The 17300-nt window shown below is 40.2% G+C and carries 16 protein-coding genes and 1 rRNA gene; 9 read left to right on the top strand and 8 right to left on the bottom strand.

What is annotated here, in order from left to right; genetic code table 11:
• The first annotated feature begins 13 nt into the window (after positions 1 to 13).
• A 5S ribosomal RNA gene (gene rrf / locus B5D47_RS05225) occupies positions 14 to 123 on the top strand.
• A gap of 9 nt (positions 124 to 132) precedes the next feature.
• On the opposite strand, the gene B5D47_RS05220 is transcribed toward rrf, so the two are convergent.
• Positions 133 to 375, bottom strand: a complete 243-nt coding sequence (locus B5D47_RS05220) for a hypothetical protein (RefSeq protein WP_078930782.1) — start codon at positions 373 to 375, stop codon at positions 133 to 135.
• A 715-nt stretch (positions 376 to 1090) separates the two neighbouring features.
• On the opposite strand from B5D47_RS05220, the gene trpB reads away from it, so the two are divergent.
• Both trpB and trpA read left to right on the top strand, forming a co-directional pair.
• Complete coding sequence (trpB, locus tag B5D47_RS05210) at positions 1091 to 2350, top strand: tryptophan synthase subunit beta (RefSeq protein ID WP_078930780.1); 1260 nt, start codon at positions 1091 to 1093, stop codon at positions 2348 to 2350.
• 138 nt (positions 2351 to 2488) lie between these two features.
• A complete protein-coding gene (trpA, locus tag B5D47_RS05205; RefSeq protein WP_327192136.1) occupies positions 2489 to 3265 on the top strand; it encodes a tryptophan synthase subunit alpha in 777 nt (258 codons plus the stop codon).
• A gap of 98 nt (positions 3266 to 3363) precedes the next feature.
• On the opposite strand, the gene nrdG is transcribed toward trpA, so the two are convergent.
• Positions 3364 to 3876, bottom strand: a complete 513-nt coding sequence (gene nrdG, locus B5D47_RS05200) for an anaerobic ribonucleoside-triphosphate reductase activating protein (RefSeq protein WP_078930778.1) — start codon at positions 3874 to 3876, stop codon at positions 3364 to 3366.
• 4 nt (positions 3877 to 3880) lie between these two features.
• On the bottom strand, positions 3881 to 6046 hold the full coding sequence (gene nrdD / locus B5D47_RS05195; RefSeq protein ID WP_078930777.1) for an anaerobic ribonucleoside-triphosphate reductase: 2166 nt from the start codon (positions 6044 to 6046) through the stop codon (positions 3881 to 3883).
• A gap of 408 nt (positions 6047 to 6454) precedes the next feature.
• Here nrdD and pth point away from each other — a divergent pair, with 408 nt between their 5' ends.
• The 5 genes from pth (at position 6455) to B5D47_RS05165 (ending at position 10449) form a co-directional block, all read left to right on the top strand.
• The gene (gene pth, locus B5D47_RS05185; RefSeq protein WP_078930775.1) at positions 6455 to 7111 is read left to right on the top strand and encodes an aminoacyl-tRNA hydrolase; all 657 of its coding nucleotides are present in this window, start codon (positions 6455 to 6457) and stop codon (positions 7109 to 7111) included.
• Positions 7112 to 7255: 144 nt separating this feature from the next.
• Positions 7256 to 7855, top strand: coding sequence for an ATP-dependent Clp protease proteolytic subunit (locus B5D47_RS05180; protein WP_078930790.1), 600 nt, complete (start codon positions 7256 to 7258; stop codon positions 7853 to 7855).
• A 44-nt stretch (positions 7856 to 7899) separates the two neighbouring features.
• Positions 7900 to 8799, top strand: a complete 900-nt coding sequence (locus tag B5D47_RS05175) for a GNAT family N-acetyltransferase (protein WP_078930774.1) — start codon at positions 7900 to 7902, stop codon at positions 8797 to 8799.
• 40 nt (positions 8800 to 8839) lie between these two features.
• Entirely contained in the window at positions 8840 to 9664 is an 825-nt protein-coding gene (locus B5D47_RS05170) for a DbpA RNA binding domain-containing protein (protein WP_078930773.1), read from the top strand.
• 89 nt (positions 9665 to 9753) lie between these two features.
• Entirely contained in the window at positions 9754 to 10449 is a 696-nt protein-coding gene (locus B5D47_RS05165; protein ID WP_078930772.1) for an MBL fold metallo-hydrolase, read from the top strand.
• A gap of 29 nt (positions 10450 to 10478) precedes the next feature.
• Here the strand turns inward: B5D47_RS05165 and B5D47_RS05160 are convergent, their stop codons facing one another.
• Genes B5D47_RS05160 through B5D47_RS05140 form a run of 5 tightly spaced genes read right to left on the bottom strand, consistent with a single transcriptional unit; the run spans position 10479 to position 14294 of the window.
• Complete coding sequence (locus B5D47_RS05160; protein ID WP_078930771.1) at positions 10479 to 11066, bottom strand: metallophosphoesterase; 588 nt, start codon at positions 11064 to 11066, stop codon at positions 10479 to 10481.
• Positions 11066 to 11899, bottom strand: coding sequence for a hypothetical protein (locus B5D47_RS05155; protein WP_078930770.1), 834 nt, complete (start codon positions 11897 to 11899; stop codon positions 11066 to 11068). The genes B5D47_RS05160 and B5D47_RS05155 overlap by 1 nt, the downstream gene beginning before the upstream one ends.
• Positions 11900 to 12652 (bottom strand): FecR family protein, encoded by a 753-nt coding sequence (locus B5D47_RS05150; RefSeq protein WP_078930769.1) that lies wholly within the window; start codon positions 12650 to 12652, stop codon positions 11900 to 11902.
• 17 nt (positions 12653 to 12669) lie between these two features.
• Positions 12670 to 13821: a hypothetical protein gene (locus tag B5D47_RS05145; RefSeq protein WP_078930768.1), complete on the bottom strand. Its 1152-nt coding sequence runs from the start codon at positions 13819 to 13821 to the stop codon at positions 12670 to 12672.
• A 35-nt stretch (positions 13822 to 13856) separates the two neighbouring features.
• Complete coding sequence (locus B5D47_RS05140; RefSeq protein ID WP_078930767.1) at positions 13857 to 14294, bottom strand: hypothetical protein; 438 nt, start codon at positions 14292 to 14294, stop codon at positions 13857 to 13859.
• 88 nt (positions 14295 to 14382) lie between these two features.
• On the opposite strand from B5D47_RS05140, the gene B5D47_RS05135 reads away from it, so the two are divergent.
• Entirely contained in the window at positions 14383 to 17217 is a 2835-nt protein-coding gene (locus B5D47_RS05135; RefSeq protein ID WP_159443495.1) for a CHASE2 domain-containing protein, read from the top strand.
• The last annotated feature ends 83 nt before the right edge of the window (positions 17218 to 17300 follow it).

Genomic DNA, 17300 nt, shown 5'->3' with positions numbered 1-17300 from the left:
CATGGCATAAAATGCCGGTGGCCACAGTGGAGAGGCAATACCCGTTCCCATTCCGAACACGGAAGTCAAGCTCTCTTACGCCGATGATACTGCTCTTCGCGGGAAAGTAGGTAGCTGCCGGCTTTTTTCTTTTTAAATCTTTTCCTCCTCCTTTTCATTCGGCGCACTTTGCGCGGCTCTGGCGCTTTCTGCGATGTTCCTGCCGTTTATATGTCTTTCTGCCGTGAATATTGTTTGTTGGCGGTTTTTGGCGTTCGCGTGCGCTTCTGGCTGTTTCATGGCTTGGCGGCTTGTTTTACGGTGGTATGTCTCTTTTATGCCGCTGTTTGCGCGCTTTGTGCGTGGTTTCGTTGGTTTACTTCTTTTATCTGTCATTTTATTGTTGTCTGGCGGTCGCCGGCTTTGCGTTTGTTTTTTTCCTGCTTTAAATCGGTGCTTTTCGTATTGTTTATTGAGTTTTGCGTGTCTTGACGGTTTGTTTTACTTAATATGTCTTTCTTTGCCGTTGATTACGCATTTTTTGTATTTTTTTTGACGTTTTTTTGTACGCTTTGAGAGTTGCTTGTCTTTTTTTCGCATTGCTTGCTGGGTTTTGCACGGCTTGGCGGCTTGTTTTGCGTAATATGTCTTTCTTTACCGTTGATTGCTCATTTTTTTTGTACGCTTTGAGAGTTGCCTGTCTTTTTTTCGCATTGCTTGCTGTTGGTTCTCGTGTCTTGACGCTTTTTCTTCCCTGTCTGTCTAAAACAGAATTGACCGGGGGCTTAGCCCGTGCCGGAGCGGCGCGCAGGCGTTGAAAAAGCGGGTTTTTGCCGTGTGCTGTTTTTTTGCGGTTGAGATTGGCGGTCGGCGGACTATGGTCTTTTTTTTCTGTCGGGTGGCCGCTTTTTTAATGGAGCGGAAGCGGAACTGCGCAGGGACGGTGTGGCGGTGTTTGTGGGGCCGTGCGCTTTTTGCCTGTTTTTTCGTGTGGTGCGCTCCTGCTTTTTATTTTGGTTTTGGAAATTTTTGTTTGGAATTGACAAAAGGCGGGTATTTCTTTATGATGTTTCTATAAACAGAAACAAAAACAGTAACTGGAGAAATATACATGTACGAAGAATCTATTGACGGCTTTTTTGGTGATTACGGCGGAAAATATATTCCTGAAATTTTGCATTCGGCGATTGACGAGCTTGATTCGGCTTTTGATTTTTATATTCACGACAAGGATTTTTTGGACGAACTGAACATTTTGCGTCGCGATTACATTGGCCGCGAAACTCCGCTTATGTTTGCTGAACGTGCTACTGAACTTTTGGGTGGCGGAAAAATTTTCATAAAACTTGAAGGCCTGGCAAATACTGGCGCTCACAAAATTAACAATGCGATTGGTCAGGTTTTGCTTGCAAAAAAAATGGGAAAAACACGGATTATTGCAGAAACAGGTGCAGGACAGCATGGAGTTGCAACAGCCGCAGCCTGTGCAAAACTTGGAATGCAGTGCGTAATTTATCAGGGTGAAGTCGATGTTCGCCGTCAGCAGCCGAATGTGGCTTCAATGGAACTTTACGGTGCAAAAGTTGTTGCCGTAAAAACCGGTTCTCGCACTCTAAAAGACGCTGTAAACGAAGCTATGCGCGACTGGGCTACTAATTTCGAAACCACACATTACTGTCTTGGTTCCGCCTTGGGACCAGCTCCTTTTCCGGACATGGTCCGCACTTTCCAGTCGATAATCGGCGAAGAAGTAAAAAAACAGTGTGCAGAGCGCAATATCCAGATTGATTCTCTTGTTGCCTGTGTTGGCGGCGGTTCTAATGCTTCCGGATTTTTTGCTCCATTCTTTAAGGACGAAAAAATCAAGCTTTACGGTGCGGAAGGTGGTGGAACTGGACCGGAAATCGGAAACAACGCAAGCCGCATGGTCGGAACTTCTGCGCGCGACGGAATTATGCAAGGTTTTAAAAGCCGTTTTTTGGTAGATGACGACGGTCAGGCTCAAAAAACAAGTTCGATTTCTGCGGGACTTGACTACCTTGGAATCAGTCCGCAGCTTGCAATGCTCGGAAAAACCGGCCGAATCACATTTGAAGCGATTCGCGACAACGAAGCTCTCGAAGCCGTTAATTTTTTTGCAAAAAACGAAGGAATTCTTATGGCTCTCGAAAGTTCACACGCGGCGGCTTACGCAATGAAACTTGCGCCTAAGGTTCCAAAAGACAAGGCGATAATCATAAATATGTCGGGACGAGGCGACAAGGACGTTTTTATTACAAGTCCGGTTTTCCGTCCGGAAGAATGGAAAGAGTTCCTAAAAAGCGAATTAAAGCGTCTTGAAGAAAATAAAGATGTTCACGAAAAATATTAAAATTTGGGCGTTCTGACAGCCTCTAAAAGAAGCTGTCAGCCGGGCTTTTCGGGGTTGGCATTGGCGATTGCGGGCAATCGCCAACGGCTACGCCGCCCCTACAATCCCTAACGCAGATTTTGCAGATTCAACCAAAAAATTAAGGAAAAAATTATGATAAAATTGATGTCGCACTTAGTTGCAAATTATCCAAATCCTGAAATTTCTTTTGCTGCCGCCGAAGCTCTTGTAAAAGGCGGAGCTGACTTTCTGGAAATTCAGCTGCCGTTTTCTGATCCAAGTGCGGACGGTCCTGTAATCCAAAACGCGTGTTCAACTGTTCTTGCAAGCGGTGCAACAACTCAAAATGGTTTGGATTTTATCGCAAAATTGCACAAAAATTTTCCAAATGTAAAAATTGCAATAATGTCTTACGCTTCTCTGATTTTTACTCCCGGCATTGATAATTTTTGCCGGAAAGCAAGCGAGGTTGGCGTAAATGCAATGATTATTCCGGACTTGCCGTTTGACTGCGACGAAGGTCTTACTTCTGCCTGCAAAAAATACGGAATGGAAAATATTCCTGTTGCGGCCCCAAGCATGACGGACGAACGCCTTCAAAAAATGCTCGGCTTCGGTTTTAAGACGATTTATGCGGCTTTGCGTGCAGGTATTACCGGAATGGACACAAAAATCGACTCTCATACCGTTGAATTCTTAAAAAAATTAAGACAACAGAATAAAAGCGGCATTGCCCCGGAAATTTACGGTGGATTTGGAATTCACGGAAAAGAGCAGGCTCAGGCAATTGCGCCTTATGTCGAAGGAGTCGTAGCAGGCTCAGTTTTTGTCCGCCTTATAGATTCTGCAGCCGGCGACAAAAAAGTTCTTCAGGACACAATTTGCGCAAAAGCAAAGGAAATAAAAGGTCTTTAAGTTTACATTAGACCAAATAGTTAAAAACTCTGTCCGGAACTGAAGTGTTAAGTGCACTTCTTTTGGAACAGAGTTTTTTTATTTACAAATAATTTTGATTAGTCGATTGAATTTACCGGTTTGTTTTCTTTTAGCCACAAAATGCGCTGGTTGCTGCTTCCGCGGTAATTTAGGGTTATGTCTTTTAATTCCTGTTTAAATGGTCCGTCCACAAGAACATCGATGCAGTCGAGCATGCGGTCTGTCACTTCGCAGTGTTTGCGTCCATCGGAAGGTTTTAAATCTATGTCGTAAATGTAGCCGCTATAACACCAGATTGTTTTTTTGGGGAATGCGGCGCGGACTTTTTCCAAAAATGGCGCAAGAACGCGCTGATTTTCTTCTTCAAAAGGTTCCCCTCCAAGAACGGTAAGTCCCTGAATATATTCTGGCTTTAGCGCTTCAAGAATTTCTTCTTCAGTTTTTTGAGTAAATTCCTGGCCGTAGTTAAAATTCCACGTCATCTGATTAAAACAGCCGGGACATTTATTTCTGCAACCGCTTACAAACAGGCTTACTCTAACTCCAAGCCCGTTTGCAATGTCGATTTTTTTTATTTCGCCGTAGTACATTTTTTTACAGATGCAAAACGCGCTCTTTAATTTCTTGAGTGCGTCCCTGATTCCAGTATTGTGTTCCGATGTAGCCACATGTTCGGCGGGCAACATTCATTTTTGTCTGGTCTGTGTTTCCGCAGTTTGGACATTGCCAGACCAGTTTTCCGTCAGTATCTGCGACAACGCGAATTTCGCCAGTGTAACCGCATTTTTGGCAACAGTCGGATTTTGTATTCAGTTCCGCATACATTATGTTTTCGTAAATGTGCTTGAGCAAAGCGATTACAGCAGGAATATTGTTTTCCATATTTGGAACTTCGACATAACTTACAGCGCCACCCGGAGAAAGTTCCTGGAACTGGCTTTCAAATGTGAGTTTTGTGAATGCATCAACCTGTTCAGTCACATGCACGTGATAAGAATTTGTAATGTAGTTTTTGTCTGTTACGCCTTCGATTTCGCCAAAGCGACGTTTTAAGCATTTTGCAAATTTGTAAGTTGTAGACTCGAGCGGAGTTCCGTAGAGCGAGAATGCAATGTTTGTCTGGTCGCGCCATTCGGCACATTTTGTGTTCATGTAGCGCATTATTTTTAAGGCAAAAGGAGTTGCTTCTGGATCTGTATGCGGTTTTCCAGTCATGTATTTTGTACATTCGCAAAGACCTGCGTATCCGAGAGAAATTGTTGAATATCCGCCGTACAAAAGCTTATTGATTACTTCGCCTTTTTCAAGACGCGCAAGAGCACCATTTTGCCACAAAATCGGGGCAACATCGCTCGGAGTATTCAAAAGCCTGTTATGACGAGCCATAAGCGCACGGAAACACAACTGAAGGCGTTCGTCAAAAATTTTCCAGAAAGCGTCCATATTTCCGCCAGACGAGCATGCTACGTCGACAAGGTTGATTGTTACAACGCCCTGATTAAAACGACCGTAGAATTTTGGTCTGTTTGTTTGAGGATCGTGGTAAACAGTAAGGAACGAACGGCAACCCATGCAAGGGTAGCAGTTTCCGTCTTTGAGTTCCATCATCTTTTTTTCGGAAATATAATCTGGTACAAGACGGCGTGCTGTGCATTTTGCAGCCAGTTCTGTCAAATAAAAATATTTTCCGTCTTCAGAAATATTGTCAGATTCAAGAACATAAATCAACTTAGGGAATGCTGGAGTAACCCAGAAACCTGCCTCGTTTTTAACGCCCTGAAAACGCTGTTTTAAAACTTCTTCGATAATGAGCGCAAGGTCAGACTTGGTCTGTTCGTCTTTAACTTCGTTCAAATACATAAAGACTGTAACAAAAGGGCTCTGGCCGTTAGTCGTCATCAATGTTACAACCTGATACTGAATCATCTGAACGCCACGGGTAATTTCGTCCTTAAGGCGCATTTCTACAATTTCCTTAAACTGTTCCGGGTTGTATTGCAGGCCTGTTTTTTCGGCGATTAAGTTCATTTCGCGGATAATCTTTTTGCGGCTTACATCGACAAATGGAGCGAGATGTGCGAGCGAAATCGACTGACCGCCGTATTGGCTCGAAGCAACCTGGGCAATAATCTGAGTTGCAATGTTGCAGGCTGTAGAAAAAGAATGAGGCTTGTCGATTTTTGTGCCGGAAATAACAGTTCCGTTCTGGAGCATGTCTTCCAGGTTTACAAGGTCGCAGTTATGCATGTGCTGAGCAAAATAGTCAGCATCGTGAAAGTGAATTATGCCTTCGTTGTGAGCCTGAACAATGTCTTCGTCAAGCAAAAATCGTTTTGTAATATCTTTAGAAACTTCTCCAGCCATGTAGTCGCGCTGAACCGAAACAACAGTCGAGTTTTTATTTGAATTTTCCTGCTTAACTTCTTCGTTCTGGCATTCAAGCAGAGAAAGAATCTGCTTGTCGGTCGTGTTTGCCTTGCGCATAAGTTCGTGCTGGTAACGATAAGTAATATATTTTTTTGCAATATCAAAAGCGCCGGCCTTCATAATTTCTTTTTCGACCATGTCCTGAATTGCTTCGACGTTCATTTCGTGATTTTCAGAAGCGCAGGCATTTTCGATATTTTCTGCGATAGATTTAATTTGATTGTCAGAAAGCTGGTCGCTGAGCGGAACTTCGGCATTTGCCTTCGAAATTGCCGTTATAATTTTTTTTATGTCAAAAATAACTTCCACGCCATTTCTTTTGATAATCTTCATTTTATAGTTTTCCTCCGAAAAATATTTTAAGAATTTTTAGAAAAGCACTTGACAAATAAAAAAATGTGATAGTGTCAAAAGTGATGAAAAAGCCCCAAAAAACGCTATATTTAGTGTTTTTGGAGCGCTTAAATAATATATATCGGACACGAAAAAACTTCAATCGTAAACCGCTAAATTTGCATAAAAAAGTTTTTTTTAATCGGGCGGCTTTTTGCTGCGCAAAAAACGGGCTCTCCAGGGCTACGGCTTTCGCCTCCGGTATTTTTGCAGGCAAAAACACACGCTTCGCGTCCCTTCCGATCCCTGTCGCAAGCCTAAGAATACAAAAAAAATGTCCTTTTACACAGTTTACGCGAATTGATATAATTTATTTCTATAAATAAATACAAAAAACTGAGGCTTTTAATGATTAAACTTGTGGCTTTTTTGGGAAATTATGGCAGCGAATACGAAAAAACACGGCACAATGTTGCCTGGCAGTTTGCTTCGCAGCTTCCTTTTTATAACAGATTGAATTTTCAGAATAAATTTAAAGGCGACTATGCCGTTGTGGAAACTTCTGTGCTCGCACATTGGTTTGCAGAAACAGGAATGTATTCTAAAAAAGACGGTTCTGATCCGATTGTGCCGGAAGGCTCTCCAGATAAAATCTACTTTTTAAAACCGCTTACTTATATGAATTTGAGCGGAGAAAGCGTTGGAGAACTTGCCCGTTTTTATAAAATTCTTCCGGAAGAAATTTTAGTTGTTCACGACGAGCTTGAACTTCCTTTGGGAACTGTCAGCTTAAAATGGAGTGGCGGTCTTGGAGGGCACAACGGCCTTCGTTCAATGAAGTCTACTTTTGGAACGGTCGATTTCTGGAGGCTGCGCTTTGGACTTACAAAACCGCAAAACCGCGACATTGCCGACTACGTGCTTTCTAATTTTACGGCAGACGAGCAGATAATTCTTGCCCAGGAATTTGCACAGACAAACGAAATGTTTGCAAAATTTTTGCTTTCTGCGGACGAAAACCAGCAGCGTATTTTGCAGGGCTGGAGCAAACGAAAACTGATTTAAGGGGGCTTGGGGGAATTTCCCCCAGGAGAAGGGGTAGCGGAAAACGCGGCGAAGCCGTGGTTGCAGCGCAGGGGAAGGCTTTCCCCTCCTGTCTTTTCTGATTTTTCATTAGACAATAAGCTGGAATTTTTATATATTTTAAGTATGGCTAAATTTATTGACGAAGACGAAAAAAAAGAAAAAAAAGGTTCTGCAGACGCTTTTGCTGAGAAACTTTTAAAAACTCGCCAGATTGTTGTTAGCGGCGAAGTGAATGAAGAACTGGTTGAAAAAATTGTAAAGCAGCTTCTTGTTCTTGAAGCAGATTCTGATAAACCGATTTATCTTTACATTGATTCTCCAGGAGGCTCAATCGACGACGGTTTTGGACTTTACGATATGATTCGCTTTATAAATGCTCCTGTTTATACTATTGGAATGGGACTTATTGCGAGCATGGGCGTAACCTTGTTTTTGTCTGTTCCAAAAGAAAGACGCTTTAGTTTGCCGAACAGCCACTTTTTGATTCATCAGCCTTTGATGGGCGGAAGCCGCGGTGTTGCAACTGATATTGAGATTACTGCCCAGGAAATTTCAAAATCGCGCGAAAATCTTACAAAATTGATTGCAGAAGCAACCGGAAAAGATTTTGAAACTGTAAAAAAAGATACAGAACGCGATCATTGGCTTACTGCTCAGGAAGCTGCAGATTACGGCATTGTCGGAACTATCATTTCGAGCCGCAAAGAGTTGCCCGAAGCATAAAATTTGTGTTATATTAGGGCAATCAAAATAAAAAAGGGTAATCGATGTTTTTTGAATTAACTGATTCTTTGTGCGCAGACATTTTGTTCGCCATGGAAAATCAGCAGCAAAATTTTGGTTTGGATGCGAAAAATTCAAGGATTGTTCAGTGTGAGCCAGAATCGGTTGATGAGGAAAATATTTATTCGTTGCCGTTGTGGACCAGTGCCGACGGCTACAGTTTGCTGGAAGATTTTATTGCAAAGTACAAAGGCATAAAGGCTTGCGGCGAACTTAAACAGATTTTACTTGAAGGACGGGGGGTTTTTAGAAATTTTAAAAATACATTAAAAAAGTATCCTGAAGCGGACAAAAGATTTCATTTTTTTAAGAACAAAGTAATGAAAAAAACGGTTTGCGAATGGTACAACGCACTGCGGGAGTCGTGGGGGCTGGAAACTTTAGATCAAGACTTTTACGAATATGACGATCTGGTTCTTGAAGACTTTGCTTTCCGGACATTTTCTGCGGATATGGACAGCGGAAATGTTGCTTTTTTGGCAGGTGCTTTTTTTGAAGAATTAAAAATTCAATTTTCAGGTGAACTTGGTTCAGCTATTTCTTTACAACTAAAAGATCAGTTTGATTCAATCAACGCTCTGACTAAAAATTGTACTGGCGGTTTTGTTTGCCGTACTTTGTCGGACGAGTTTGCCGGTTGTATTTTATATTCGGGTTTGTCCAGTAAAAAGGTTGCATTTTTAAACGCCCTTTTTGTAAATCAGAATTACCGTGGGCTTGGAATTGCCAGAGAGCTTTTATCAAGAAGCATTTCCACTTTAACCGAAGACGGAATTCAATTTTTTATAATTAACAATTCATTTGTGCCAAAAATGCTAAAATCAACATTGACCGATTTAGGTTTTGAAGAAAAAGATTTTGCTTTTGTGGCTGAATTGAATTAAAGCCTATTTAATTTAAGGCATTTTTTTTAGGAGTATCAAAATGGCTTTTAACAGACGTGAAACTGAACTCAACATGGATCAGGTAGCTGCTTTTTTAAAAAACGCAGTTTCTAAAGTAGAATCAAATCCGGAATATTACGAAGAACTTAAAAAAGTTTTTAAGAAAAATGTTCCTCTTACAAGACGCTCTTATGTTGCCGCTTTCCTTTTGCAGGCTTCAAAAGGCGCAATTTATCGCTTTAATCCGAACAGAGCAACACGCGAAAATTTCCGTGAACGCCGTGAAGAAAATCGTCGCAACCGCTACGAAGAAAGAAAAGAACGTCAGGAAAATACTGAAAGCGAACCAAAAGAACGCAGTCCTCGTGTAGAAATTGCTCCAGAAAATGCTGCAACAGTTTTTGTAAGCATTGGACGCAACCGTCACGTATTTGCACGCGATCTTCTTGGTCTTTTTATCAACGAAGCTGGAATTGAACGCGAACGCATTGGAAATATCAAGGTTCTTGCAAATTATTCTTTTGTTGAACTTTTCAAGGAAGATGCTGACAAGGCAATTTCTGCGCTCAACGATTTTGACTGGCGTGGCCGCAAGCTTTCAGTCAGCTATTCTGAAAAAAAAGATGCCGCTGAATTTTCTGAAAAAGAAAGCGGATCTGCAGAAGAATACATTAACAACGAAAGAGTTCCAAATGTAGAAAACAAGTCTGCTCCGATTGTTGACAGCTTTACAGCTTCAAATTCGGATACTGTTGCTCAGCAGGCTGCTTTTGCAAAAGAAATGGAAAAAGCACCAATTGAAATGACAGACGAAGAAATCATGGCTCTTCGCAAGCCTCGCTCAAGTTCTTCTGCTGATCTGTAAAATTTAAATGGCATTGAGTTTTTGAAGATTTTGATTTTTAAAAGCTCAATGCTTTTTTTTGCGAATTTGATTTTTTGCAGAGGTTTGTTATGGTAAAAATTTTAAGAACGGGTCCGCTCGGTGTAAATTCTCTGGTTGTGGAACTTTGCGAAAATAAGGTTTTTATCGTAGATCCTGCCTGCTGCGAATATTGCGGAGACAAAACCGTAATTTCTGATTATTTAAAAGAAACCAAAAAAGAGCCGGTCGCACTTGTTTTAACTCACGGTCATTTTGACCATGTTGCCGGACTTCCTGTTTTAAAAGAATTCTATCCGGATATTCCTGTTTTAATTCACAATGCCGATTCTCAAATGATAGGGAAAAACTCTTCTAAAATTCAAAAAGAAGAGCTTGATGCAATCGGATTTTCTGATTTTTTGAGCGCGGTGAATGCTCTTCCTTCTGCCGACTGTTTTTTGGAAGATAAAAAAACACTTTTTGACTGTATGGATCATTTTTCCGCCGGACTTTCTGAAAAAGTAAAAAGTTCTCTTAAAAACTGGAAAATTCTTCATACACCAGGACACACGATGGGAAGCGTCTGTCTTTACAACGAATCCGAAAAATTGCTTTTGAGTGGCGATACTGTTTTTTACGGAAGCTATGGACGGACGGACCTTGGCGGAAGCGAGGTTTTGATGATGCAGAGCCTCAAAAAGTTAAAGCAGGACGTAGACGGAAAGACTTTGGTTTATCCTGGACACGATTATTGCGGCTTTAAAATGGGCGAGTTTTTCTTCTAAGCTTTGTTTTTTCAGAAAAATTGAAAAAATCAAAGCTCAAAAAATTCATATTTTATGTTTTCTTTTGTGACTGTCAAAACCGCATAGCTTTTTTGCGAATTATTTCTCGGCAAGGAAATGCTTCCGGGATTTAAAAGCAGAATATCATTTGAAAATCTGGCAAATGGCACATGCGTATGGCCGAAAAGTCCTGCGTCAAATCTGTTTTTTTCAAGATAGTCGAGCAATTCCTGGGTTGAATAATAAACTCCAAAAAAATGTCCATGCGTCACAAAAATTTTTTTGTGTGCAACCGTAAAACTTGCATCTTCCGGAATCTGTAAAATTTGCGGTTTGTCTGTAAAAAAATTGTAATAAGGCGAATCTCCGTTTCCGCGGACAAAAATTATATTTTGTGGCAAAATTTTGTGTTCTGGAGGAGAATTAAAATCTTCTTCCATGATTGTGATTAAATCCATTATTCCGTCGCCTGTAAAAACGAGTGCATCGCAGGTATTTTTTTGAGCTTCCAGAACAGAGCGCAAATTTCTGGTTTGACCGTGGCTGTCAGAAATAACCAGAATTTTTGCAGATTCTTTGTTTGCGAGATTTTTAGTTTTTTCTTGAATCAGGTGCATCAGTTAAAAATAAAATGATTTGCGGATTTTAATCCGGATTCATAATCTGTGTAATTTGAAACCTGTTTTTGTTTCCCGACAACTTTTTGCACAACTTGAATTAAATTTTTATTGATTTCAAGCGGCGCGCGAAGTTTTAACATTTCGTCGATTGCATTTAAGAGCATTGAACTTGTGTCAAAGTCTGGAATGTTTGCAGTTTGCTCCATTTCGAGCGAATTTTGCTTTGGAGTATAGTCGAGGACAAAATCTGCCGTCGACTCAGAACCGAGAGTGTCGTCCTGTTGAAAAAACGAAAAAACCGGATATGAACGTTTTAAAACTTTTTCGTTTTGGCCTTCTTCCTGCCGTTTTATCGAAAGGTCTTCGAGCCTTGCAAGTGCGTTGCAAAGTCCTTCTGGAGCGCCAAATGTTATTATTCCTGCAAGATTTTTATCTTCAAGTTTTGAATAAATTGAACTGATTCTTGGTTTTCCTGCAACTAAAAAATCTTCCGGATAAACCAGGATTGTTATTAAAGCTTCTGTTTCGTCAGTTTTGACGCCGTAATTTATGTTTAAAAGCTGCCTTATTTTTTCGACAGTTTGCAAATCGTTGTAACTGTGTCCCAAAACTACGGCAATTGTTTTGTCTGAAAGATATTCTTTTGTCTGTTCGTCCAGACTGTTTAGTTTGACGGCGGTTTTCTGTTCTTCGGTTTGAATTTCTTCTGTAACCGCTGGCTGTGTTTTTTGTTCTTTTGTGCAACCTGTAAAATCTGCTGTACAAACAGCAAAGAACGCGCTTAAAAAAAGTGCGTTCTTTGAGATTTTTTTAAATTTTATCTGTTTCATTTATTCTTTTATCGTAATATTTATAAGAAGATTTGAGCGTTTTTGTGAATTTTGATTGGTTGGACCAGAAGTTTCCAGTTCGCCGATGTTTTCCGACATTTTTTTCAGATTTTCTTTTGGTGAAGTAGAAGAATTTTCTGTATAAGAAGATTTTGTGTGTTTTCTTACGATAACTGCTCCTGACTGACCTTCAGAAACAGAGCCAGAATCGCTTTCGTCAATTTCAATGTCATCGTCTATAGTTACAATTTCCGGCTGCTGTGGCTGAGCAGATTTCCAGGCTGTGGTTTCGCCTTCGTAACCGATAATTTCTGTTCCGCCGAAAATGTTTTTTATGCTGAATTCAGTTCCGCGGACAGAAGCGGTTGCAACTGGTGAGCGAACGGTAAAACCAATTCTGCGGTCTTCTGTTTTTTTTACGTTTGACCTTAGAGAACCTGTGTCTAAGAAAAGTTTTGTTTCGTCCTTGTCCTTTTTTTCGGCAAGTTGCTCAACTGTTATTCGGGTCATTGGCGAAACTGTTACTGTCGAATTTTTCATTTTAATAATAAGTTCCGACTTAAAGCCTGTCTGAATAACATCTCCACGGCTTACGGAATTTCCTATCGTAAGCGCAGTCCATACTCCTGCACGCTGAACTTCTGTTTTTCCTTTTGCAGAAACGACTGTTGCTTCAAATGGGGCAGAAAAAGCACAAATAGAACCAAAAAGTGTTAAACAAATAAATGCAAACGTTTTTACTGCTTTTTTCATTTTGTTTCCTCCATAATTTAGAATGTAAGAATTGCTTTTAACGAAATCGACGTTTTGTTGTTGTCAGAGTTGTCTTTGTCGAAGAATTGCGAAAGTTCTGCTCCTGCAAACAAATCGCTTAAAATCTGCCAGTTTGCAAGTGCTTTGTATTGAAAGCCGGAATATTTGTTTTTATTTTTGTTTGTGTTAAAAACCGCATCTGCGTTTGCCGCAACAAGAAGATTTTTTACAGGTTTGATCGAAGCGGAAAGTCCGGTTTTAAAAATTCCGGAAAATTCAGGTTCTTCGATTGAATTTACAGCAGTTGAACTTGTGATTGCAGAAAAAGCGTTTATCGAAGAATCTTTGTCTTTTTCTTCTCCTGTGGTGTAGACAGCGTTGAAAGAAAGTTGCGTATCTTTTACGCCTGGATAAAAATAAATTCTTGCTTTTGAAAGGTTTGCAATCTTGAATTTCTGGTCGTCGTATTTAGAGAATTCGACAGCTGCCGTCAAATCGTAAAAAAGACCGTTTAAAACAGAAATTGGTCCTTCGAGTTTTCCTTCTGCAAAAAGCCTGTTGTAATTTTTTCCTTCAAGCCGGCAGGCATTTAAAATTTCAGCGGAAAGGGTCTGTTCTCCCAAAAAAGACGGCAATTCAACTTTTAAACCAGCAATAAGATATTTAGCGCACAAATCGTAGAGTTTGTCTTCGTCGGCAATATAGTCAAAGTCGTTTAGAGTGACAAACTGGGAATTTAAAAGACCTGTGTAAAAACCGTAGGCGCTGGCTTTTATTCCCGGAAGTTGAAATTGAACTTCCGCCCCATCTCCGCTCTGATTATATATAATGGAAGAAATGTCTGAATAATAAAAACGTCCAACGTTGAATAGAAAATTTTGTTTATAAAAAACAAACTGCGCGTTGTCAAGATTTAGAGCGTTGATTGAATCTTTTTTGTCGGCGTCATATTCGTGCTGAAAACGTCCCTGTACAAAAAAATAATTTTTTGTGTCTTGAAAAGGAACTTGTCCCCAAACCGAGGCATAGTTTTTTTGATTGAGTTTTAGGCCGTCGTTAGAAAAAGTGTCTTCAAATTTTGAAATATTTCCAAGGCTTCCGCCAAAATCAAAGGCAGAAAGCGAGATTGCCACAAAAAAAGCGGATACTGTAAGAATCGATTTTTTCATATTTACTCCCGATACAAAATGTCTTTTTGCAGTTTTTATTCTTGCGAAAGGCAACCGTTAAAAATTGCAATTACGTCCCGGCCGTTTACTTTTTGCGACGGATCCGAGTTTTCTGGCAAAATTTCTTTGGCCTGAAGTTCCTTGAAGGCGTAATGTGGATTTGAAAAAAGCGTATAAAAAATTCCGCCTTTCAAATCTGCAAGTTTTGCACAGATAAAAGAAAGTTCTGCGAGTGTGACAGGCGATGATGAAGAAATTTCTTTTTTTAATGGAAAATTTTCTTTTAGAACGTCGAACGATTCTTCATAAGAAGCATTTTCATCGATTTTTTCCGAATAAACTCCGTAAAGATACGCTACCTGACCGTAAGTTGCAGTTTTTGAGTTGATGAGTTCTGTTAATTTTTCGGAATTCTGGGCAGTTGCAGAAAAAGAAAGCAACGCTACAATCAGCAACAACAGACTTTTTTTCATATTTCCTCCGAGATTGAAGTTGTTATATGATTCGAAAATTGAAATTTTACTATATAAAATCATAACATGTGTTATACTTTTTGTCATAATGAGAAATAAATTTTCCACAAATTTGTTAAAAAAGTCGGCCGATAAAATTGCGGTTTTTCTTGTAATCTTGCTTTGCGCAGGTGCTGGGTTTTTGGGATTTTTTCAAAAATTTGATTACAGGCTTTACGATTTTATGCTTTCGCTTAAAAAAGAACCTAAAAGCCGGCAGGAAATTCTTTTTGTTGAAATTGACAATAAGTCGCTCGAAGATTTTGGTCCATGGCCGTGGAGCCGCGACATTCTTGCAAATGCTCTTTTAAGAATGAAGGAACTCGGCGCAAAAACCGCTGTTTTCGATATTGAATATCTTTCTCCTTCCCGTCTTGGTATAAATCCGCAGGCTTCTGTCGAAATTGGAAATGCCATCGATTCTCAAAAAAAAGATGTTTCGGATTTTATAAGCCAGGTTGCTGAGGCCGCCGTAAGCGGAATGTACGAAAAAAACGACTTGATTAATCTTGTATCTGACACGATTAAAGATTCGGTTAATCCGGAATTTGATTCTCTAAAAGAAAGTGTCTTGAAGTCGAGTTTTCAGGACAACGATGAACTTTTTGCAAAGGCGATTCAATTTTTTGGAGATACCTGGCTTACGGTCAATCTTTTGGATTTGGATCTAAAATATTCTCCTGAATATCTGGAATATGCCCGCAAAAAATGCCTTTATTTTAATGTTCAGGACAAAAATCAACGGATTTTAAAAGGAAATCAGTATTATTTGATTGACCAGGGTGGCGACAACAAGCTTGGTTTTTCTCCAGCAATTGAACAGTTTATGAAAAGCGCAAAGGGCGCAGGTTTTACAAACGTTGTTTTGGACAGCGACGGAACGAGAAGGCGCGTTGAGCTTTTGAGCCGTCAGAATGAAGGGTATGCCGGACAGCTGGCTTTTGCTCCGATTCTAAAAAAACTTGACCCGAAAGAAATTATAAGAGAGCCGTTTTCTCTAAAATTGATAGATGCAAAGAATCCTGACAACGAAGCAGAACGGATAAATATTACAATTCCGCTGGATATTCACGGGCGAATGCTGGTAAACTGGCTCAACAAAGAATTTGTCGAGTCTTTCCGCCATGAAAGCGTTGTATTTTTTCACCAGTTGGACGAAGCGGAATCAAGCATAGTTTCTCTTTTGGAAGTCTTTGATGGATTCGATTTGTGGGACGCACAGGGAAAGCCTCTTGCTTATAAAGAAGAAGTTTCCGGACTTTTAAACGATTACAATTCCATAAAACAGTATAAAAGTTTTCTTTTGCAAAAATGCCGTGGTTTTGCGGAAGACGGCAGTGCAATCGATGGCGGAATTTTGCCAGAAGAATACACTGATTATTTTGCTGCGCGGCAAAATTTTTTTGAACGCGTAAGAAATTTTATTGATGGTTTTTATTTTGAAGAGATAAATTCCCGCCTTGATGAAATGAAGAATGAACTTGACGAGCAGAATTATATAGAAACAAAAGATAACATTAAAAGTTTTTACGAAGCTCTGAAGCATGAAGACGAACTCTATCTCGGAACTTTTAACCAAAAGAAAAAAGCCTATGAAGGTTCATTTTGTATTGTCGGAAATACTGCAAGCTCTACGACAGATTTAGGAACAACGCCGTTTAATCGCGCTTATCCGAATGTTGGAACTCACGCAAATGTTTACAACACGATTATGAACCAGAATTTTGTCCGGGAAATTCACTGGCTTTTGGGGTTTGCCATAGCTTCTCTTCTTGCATTTTTGTCAGTTATTTACACCGGCGGAAAAAAAGTCTGGGTTCAGAATATGTTTGGAATTTTTACCGTAATAGTTTCTGTCGGCTTGCCGTTTGGATTGATGAGATTTTTTGGACTTTATGTTCCAGTTGTTGCGCCTGTGGTTGTGACAGGTTTTTCTTATCTGCTTGTCGTTGTCCTGCATTTTGTTATGGCAGAAAAAGACAAAGTCGTGCTCAGAAATGCTTTTTCGACTTATCTTGCGCCTGCGGTTGTTGAAGAAATTGTAAAAGATCCTTCAAAATTAAAACTCGGTGGCGACGAAAAGAGAATTACAGCGTTGTTTTCTGACATAAAGTCATTCTCGGCTTTTTCCGAACTTGTAACGCCTACAAAACTTGTAAGCATTTTGAATGAATATCTTGGAAGCATGTCGGACAGAATTCTTGCGGAGCAGGGAACAATCGACAAATATATCGGCGATTCGATCGTAAGTTTTTTTGGCGCTCCGATTGATTTAAAGAACCCTGCCTGGAGCGCTTGTGTTTCTGCAATTAGAATGAAGCAGGAAGAGCTTCTTTTTAACACTCGCGCTTTGGCAGACGGAACAATTCCTATGGCATTGGAAACCAGAATCGGTATAAACAGCGGAGAAATGGTTGTCGGCAACATGGGAACAAGTGCAAAAATGAATTACACGATAATGGGCGATGCCGTAAACCTTGCAAGCCGTCTTGAAGGTGTAAATAAAGCGTATAAATCCTGGATTTTGTGCAGCGACGCAACCTGGAACGAAGCAAATTCCGGCGAAAATTTTGACAAAATTCTTGCGAGAAAACTCGATAGAGTACGCGTTGTCGGCAGGGCGGAACCTGTTCAGCTTTGGAATATTTTGGGCTTTAGGGAAGAACTTCCTGAAAATGTCCTTGAAGCGGCAGAGATTTTTAAGAGTGCAATGGAACTCTATCTTAAAAAAGACTTTGTAAAGGCAGGAAAACTTTTTATAAAGGCAAATAAACTTGTTCCAGAAGATGAAACTCCTTTGGTTTATGCCCAGCGCTGTAAAGAATATCTTGAGAACGGACTGAGCGAAAACTGGGACGGAATTGTTAATATGACTTCAAAATAGCAGCTTACGCCGGATGCGGAGGGCTTTTGTTTCTGGACAAACTGGGCTTTTGCGCAGCTTGTCCAGAAATGGAGCGGATGCGG

It is taken from the genome of Treponema berlinense (genome assembly GCF_900167025.1).
GTDB lineage: Bacteria > Spirochaetota > Spirochaetia > Treponematales > Treponemataceae > Treponema_D > Treponema_D berlinense.
Note: the sequence above shows the minus strand (reverse complement) of the source record. Positions and strands in the feature narration are given on the sequence as shown.

Bases quoted from the DNA above. Each gene is read 5' to 3' on its own strand.
- B5D47_RS05220 (WP_078930782.1), bottom strand. From the start codon at position 375: ATGACAGATAAAAGAAGTAAACCAACGAAACCACGCACAAAGCGCGCA.
- trpB (WP_078930780.1), top strand. From the start codon at position 1,091: ATGTACGAAGAATCTATTGACGGCTTTTTTGGTGATTACGGCGGAAAA.
- nrdG (WP_078930778.1), bottom strand. From the start codon at position 3,876: ATGTACTACGGCGAAATAAAAAAAATCGACATTGCAAACGGGCTTGGA.
- nrdD (WP_078930777.1), bottom strand. From the start codon at position 6,046: ATGAAGATTATCAAAAGAAATGGCGTGGAAGTTATTTTTGACATAAAA.
- pth (WP_078930775.1), top strand. From the start codon at position 6,455: ATGATTAAACTTGTGGCTTTTTTGGGAAATTATGGCAGCGAATACGAA.
- B5D47_RS05180 (WP_078930790.1), top strand. From the start codon at position 7,256: ATGGCTAAATTTATTGACGAAGACGAAAAAAAAGAAAAAAAAGGTTCT.
- B5D47_RS05175 (WP_078930774.1), top strand. From the start codon at position 7,900: ATGTTTTTTGAATTAACTGATTCTTTGTGCGCAGACATTTTGTTCGCC.
- B5D47_RS05170 (WP_078930773.1), top strand. From the start codon at position 8,840: ATGGCTTTTAACAGACGTGAAACTGAACTCAACATGGATCAGGTAGCT.
- B5D47_RS05165 (WP_078930772.1), top strand. From the start codon at position 9,754: ATGGTAAAAATTTTAAGAACGGGTCCGCTCGGTGTAAATTCTCTGGTT.
- B5D47_RS05160 (WP_078930771.1), bottom strand. From the start codon at position 11,066: ATGCACCTGATTCAAGAAAAAACTAAAAATCTCGCAAACAAAGAATCT.
- B5D47_RS05155 (WP_078930770.1), bottom strand. From the start codon at position 11,899: ATGAAACAGATAAAATTTAAAAAAATCTCAAAGAACGCACTTTTTTTA.
- B5D47_RS05150 (WP_078930769.1), bottom strand. From the start codon at position 12,652: ATGAAAAAAGCAGTAAAAACGTTTGCATTTATTTGTTTAACACTTTTT.
- B5D47_RS05145 (WP_078930768.1), bottom strand. From the start codon at position 13,821: ATGAAAAAATCGATTCTTACAGTATCCGCTTTTTTTGTGGCAATCTCG.
- B5D47_RS05140 (WP_078930767.1), bottom strand. From the start codon at position 14,294: ATGAAAAAAAGTCTGTTGTTGCTGATTGTAGCGTTGCTTTCTTTTTCT.
- B5D47_RS05135 (WP_159443495.1), top strand. From the start codon at position 14,383: ATGAGAAATAAATTTTCCACAAATTTGTTAAAAAAGTCGGCCGATAAA.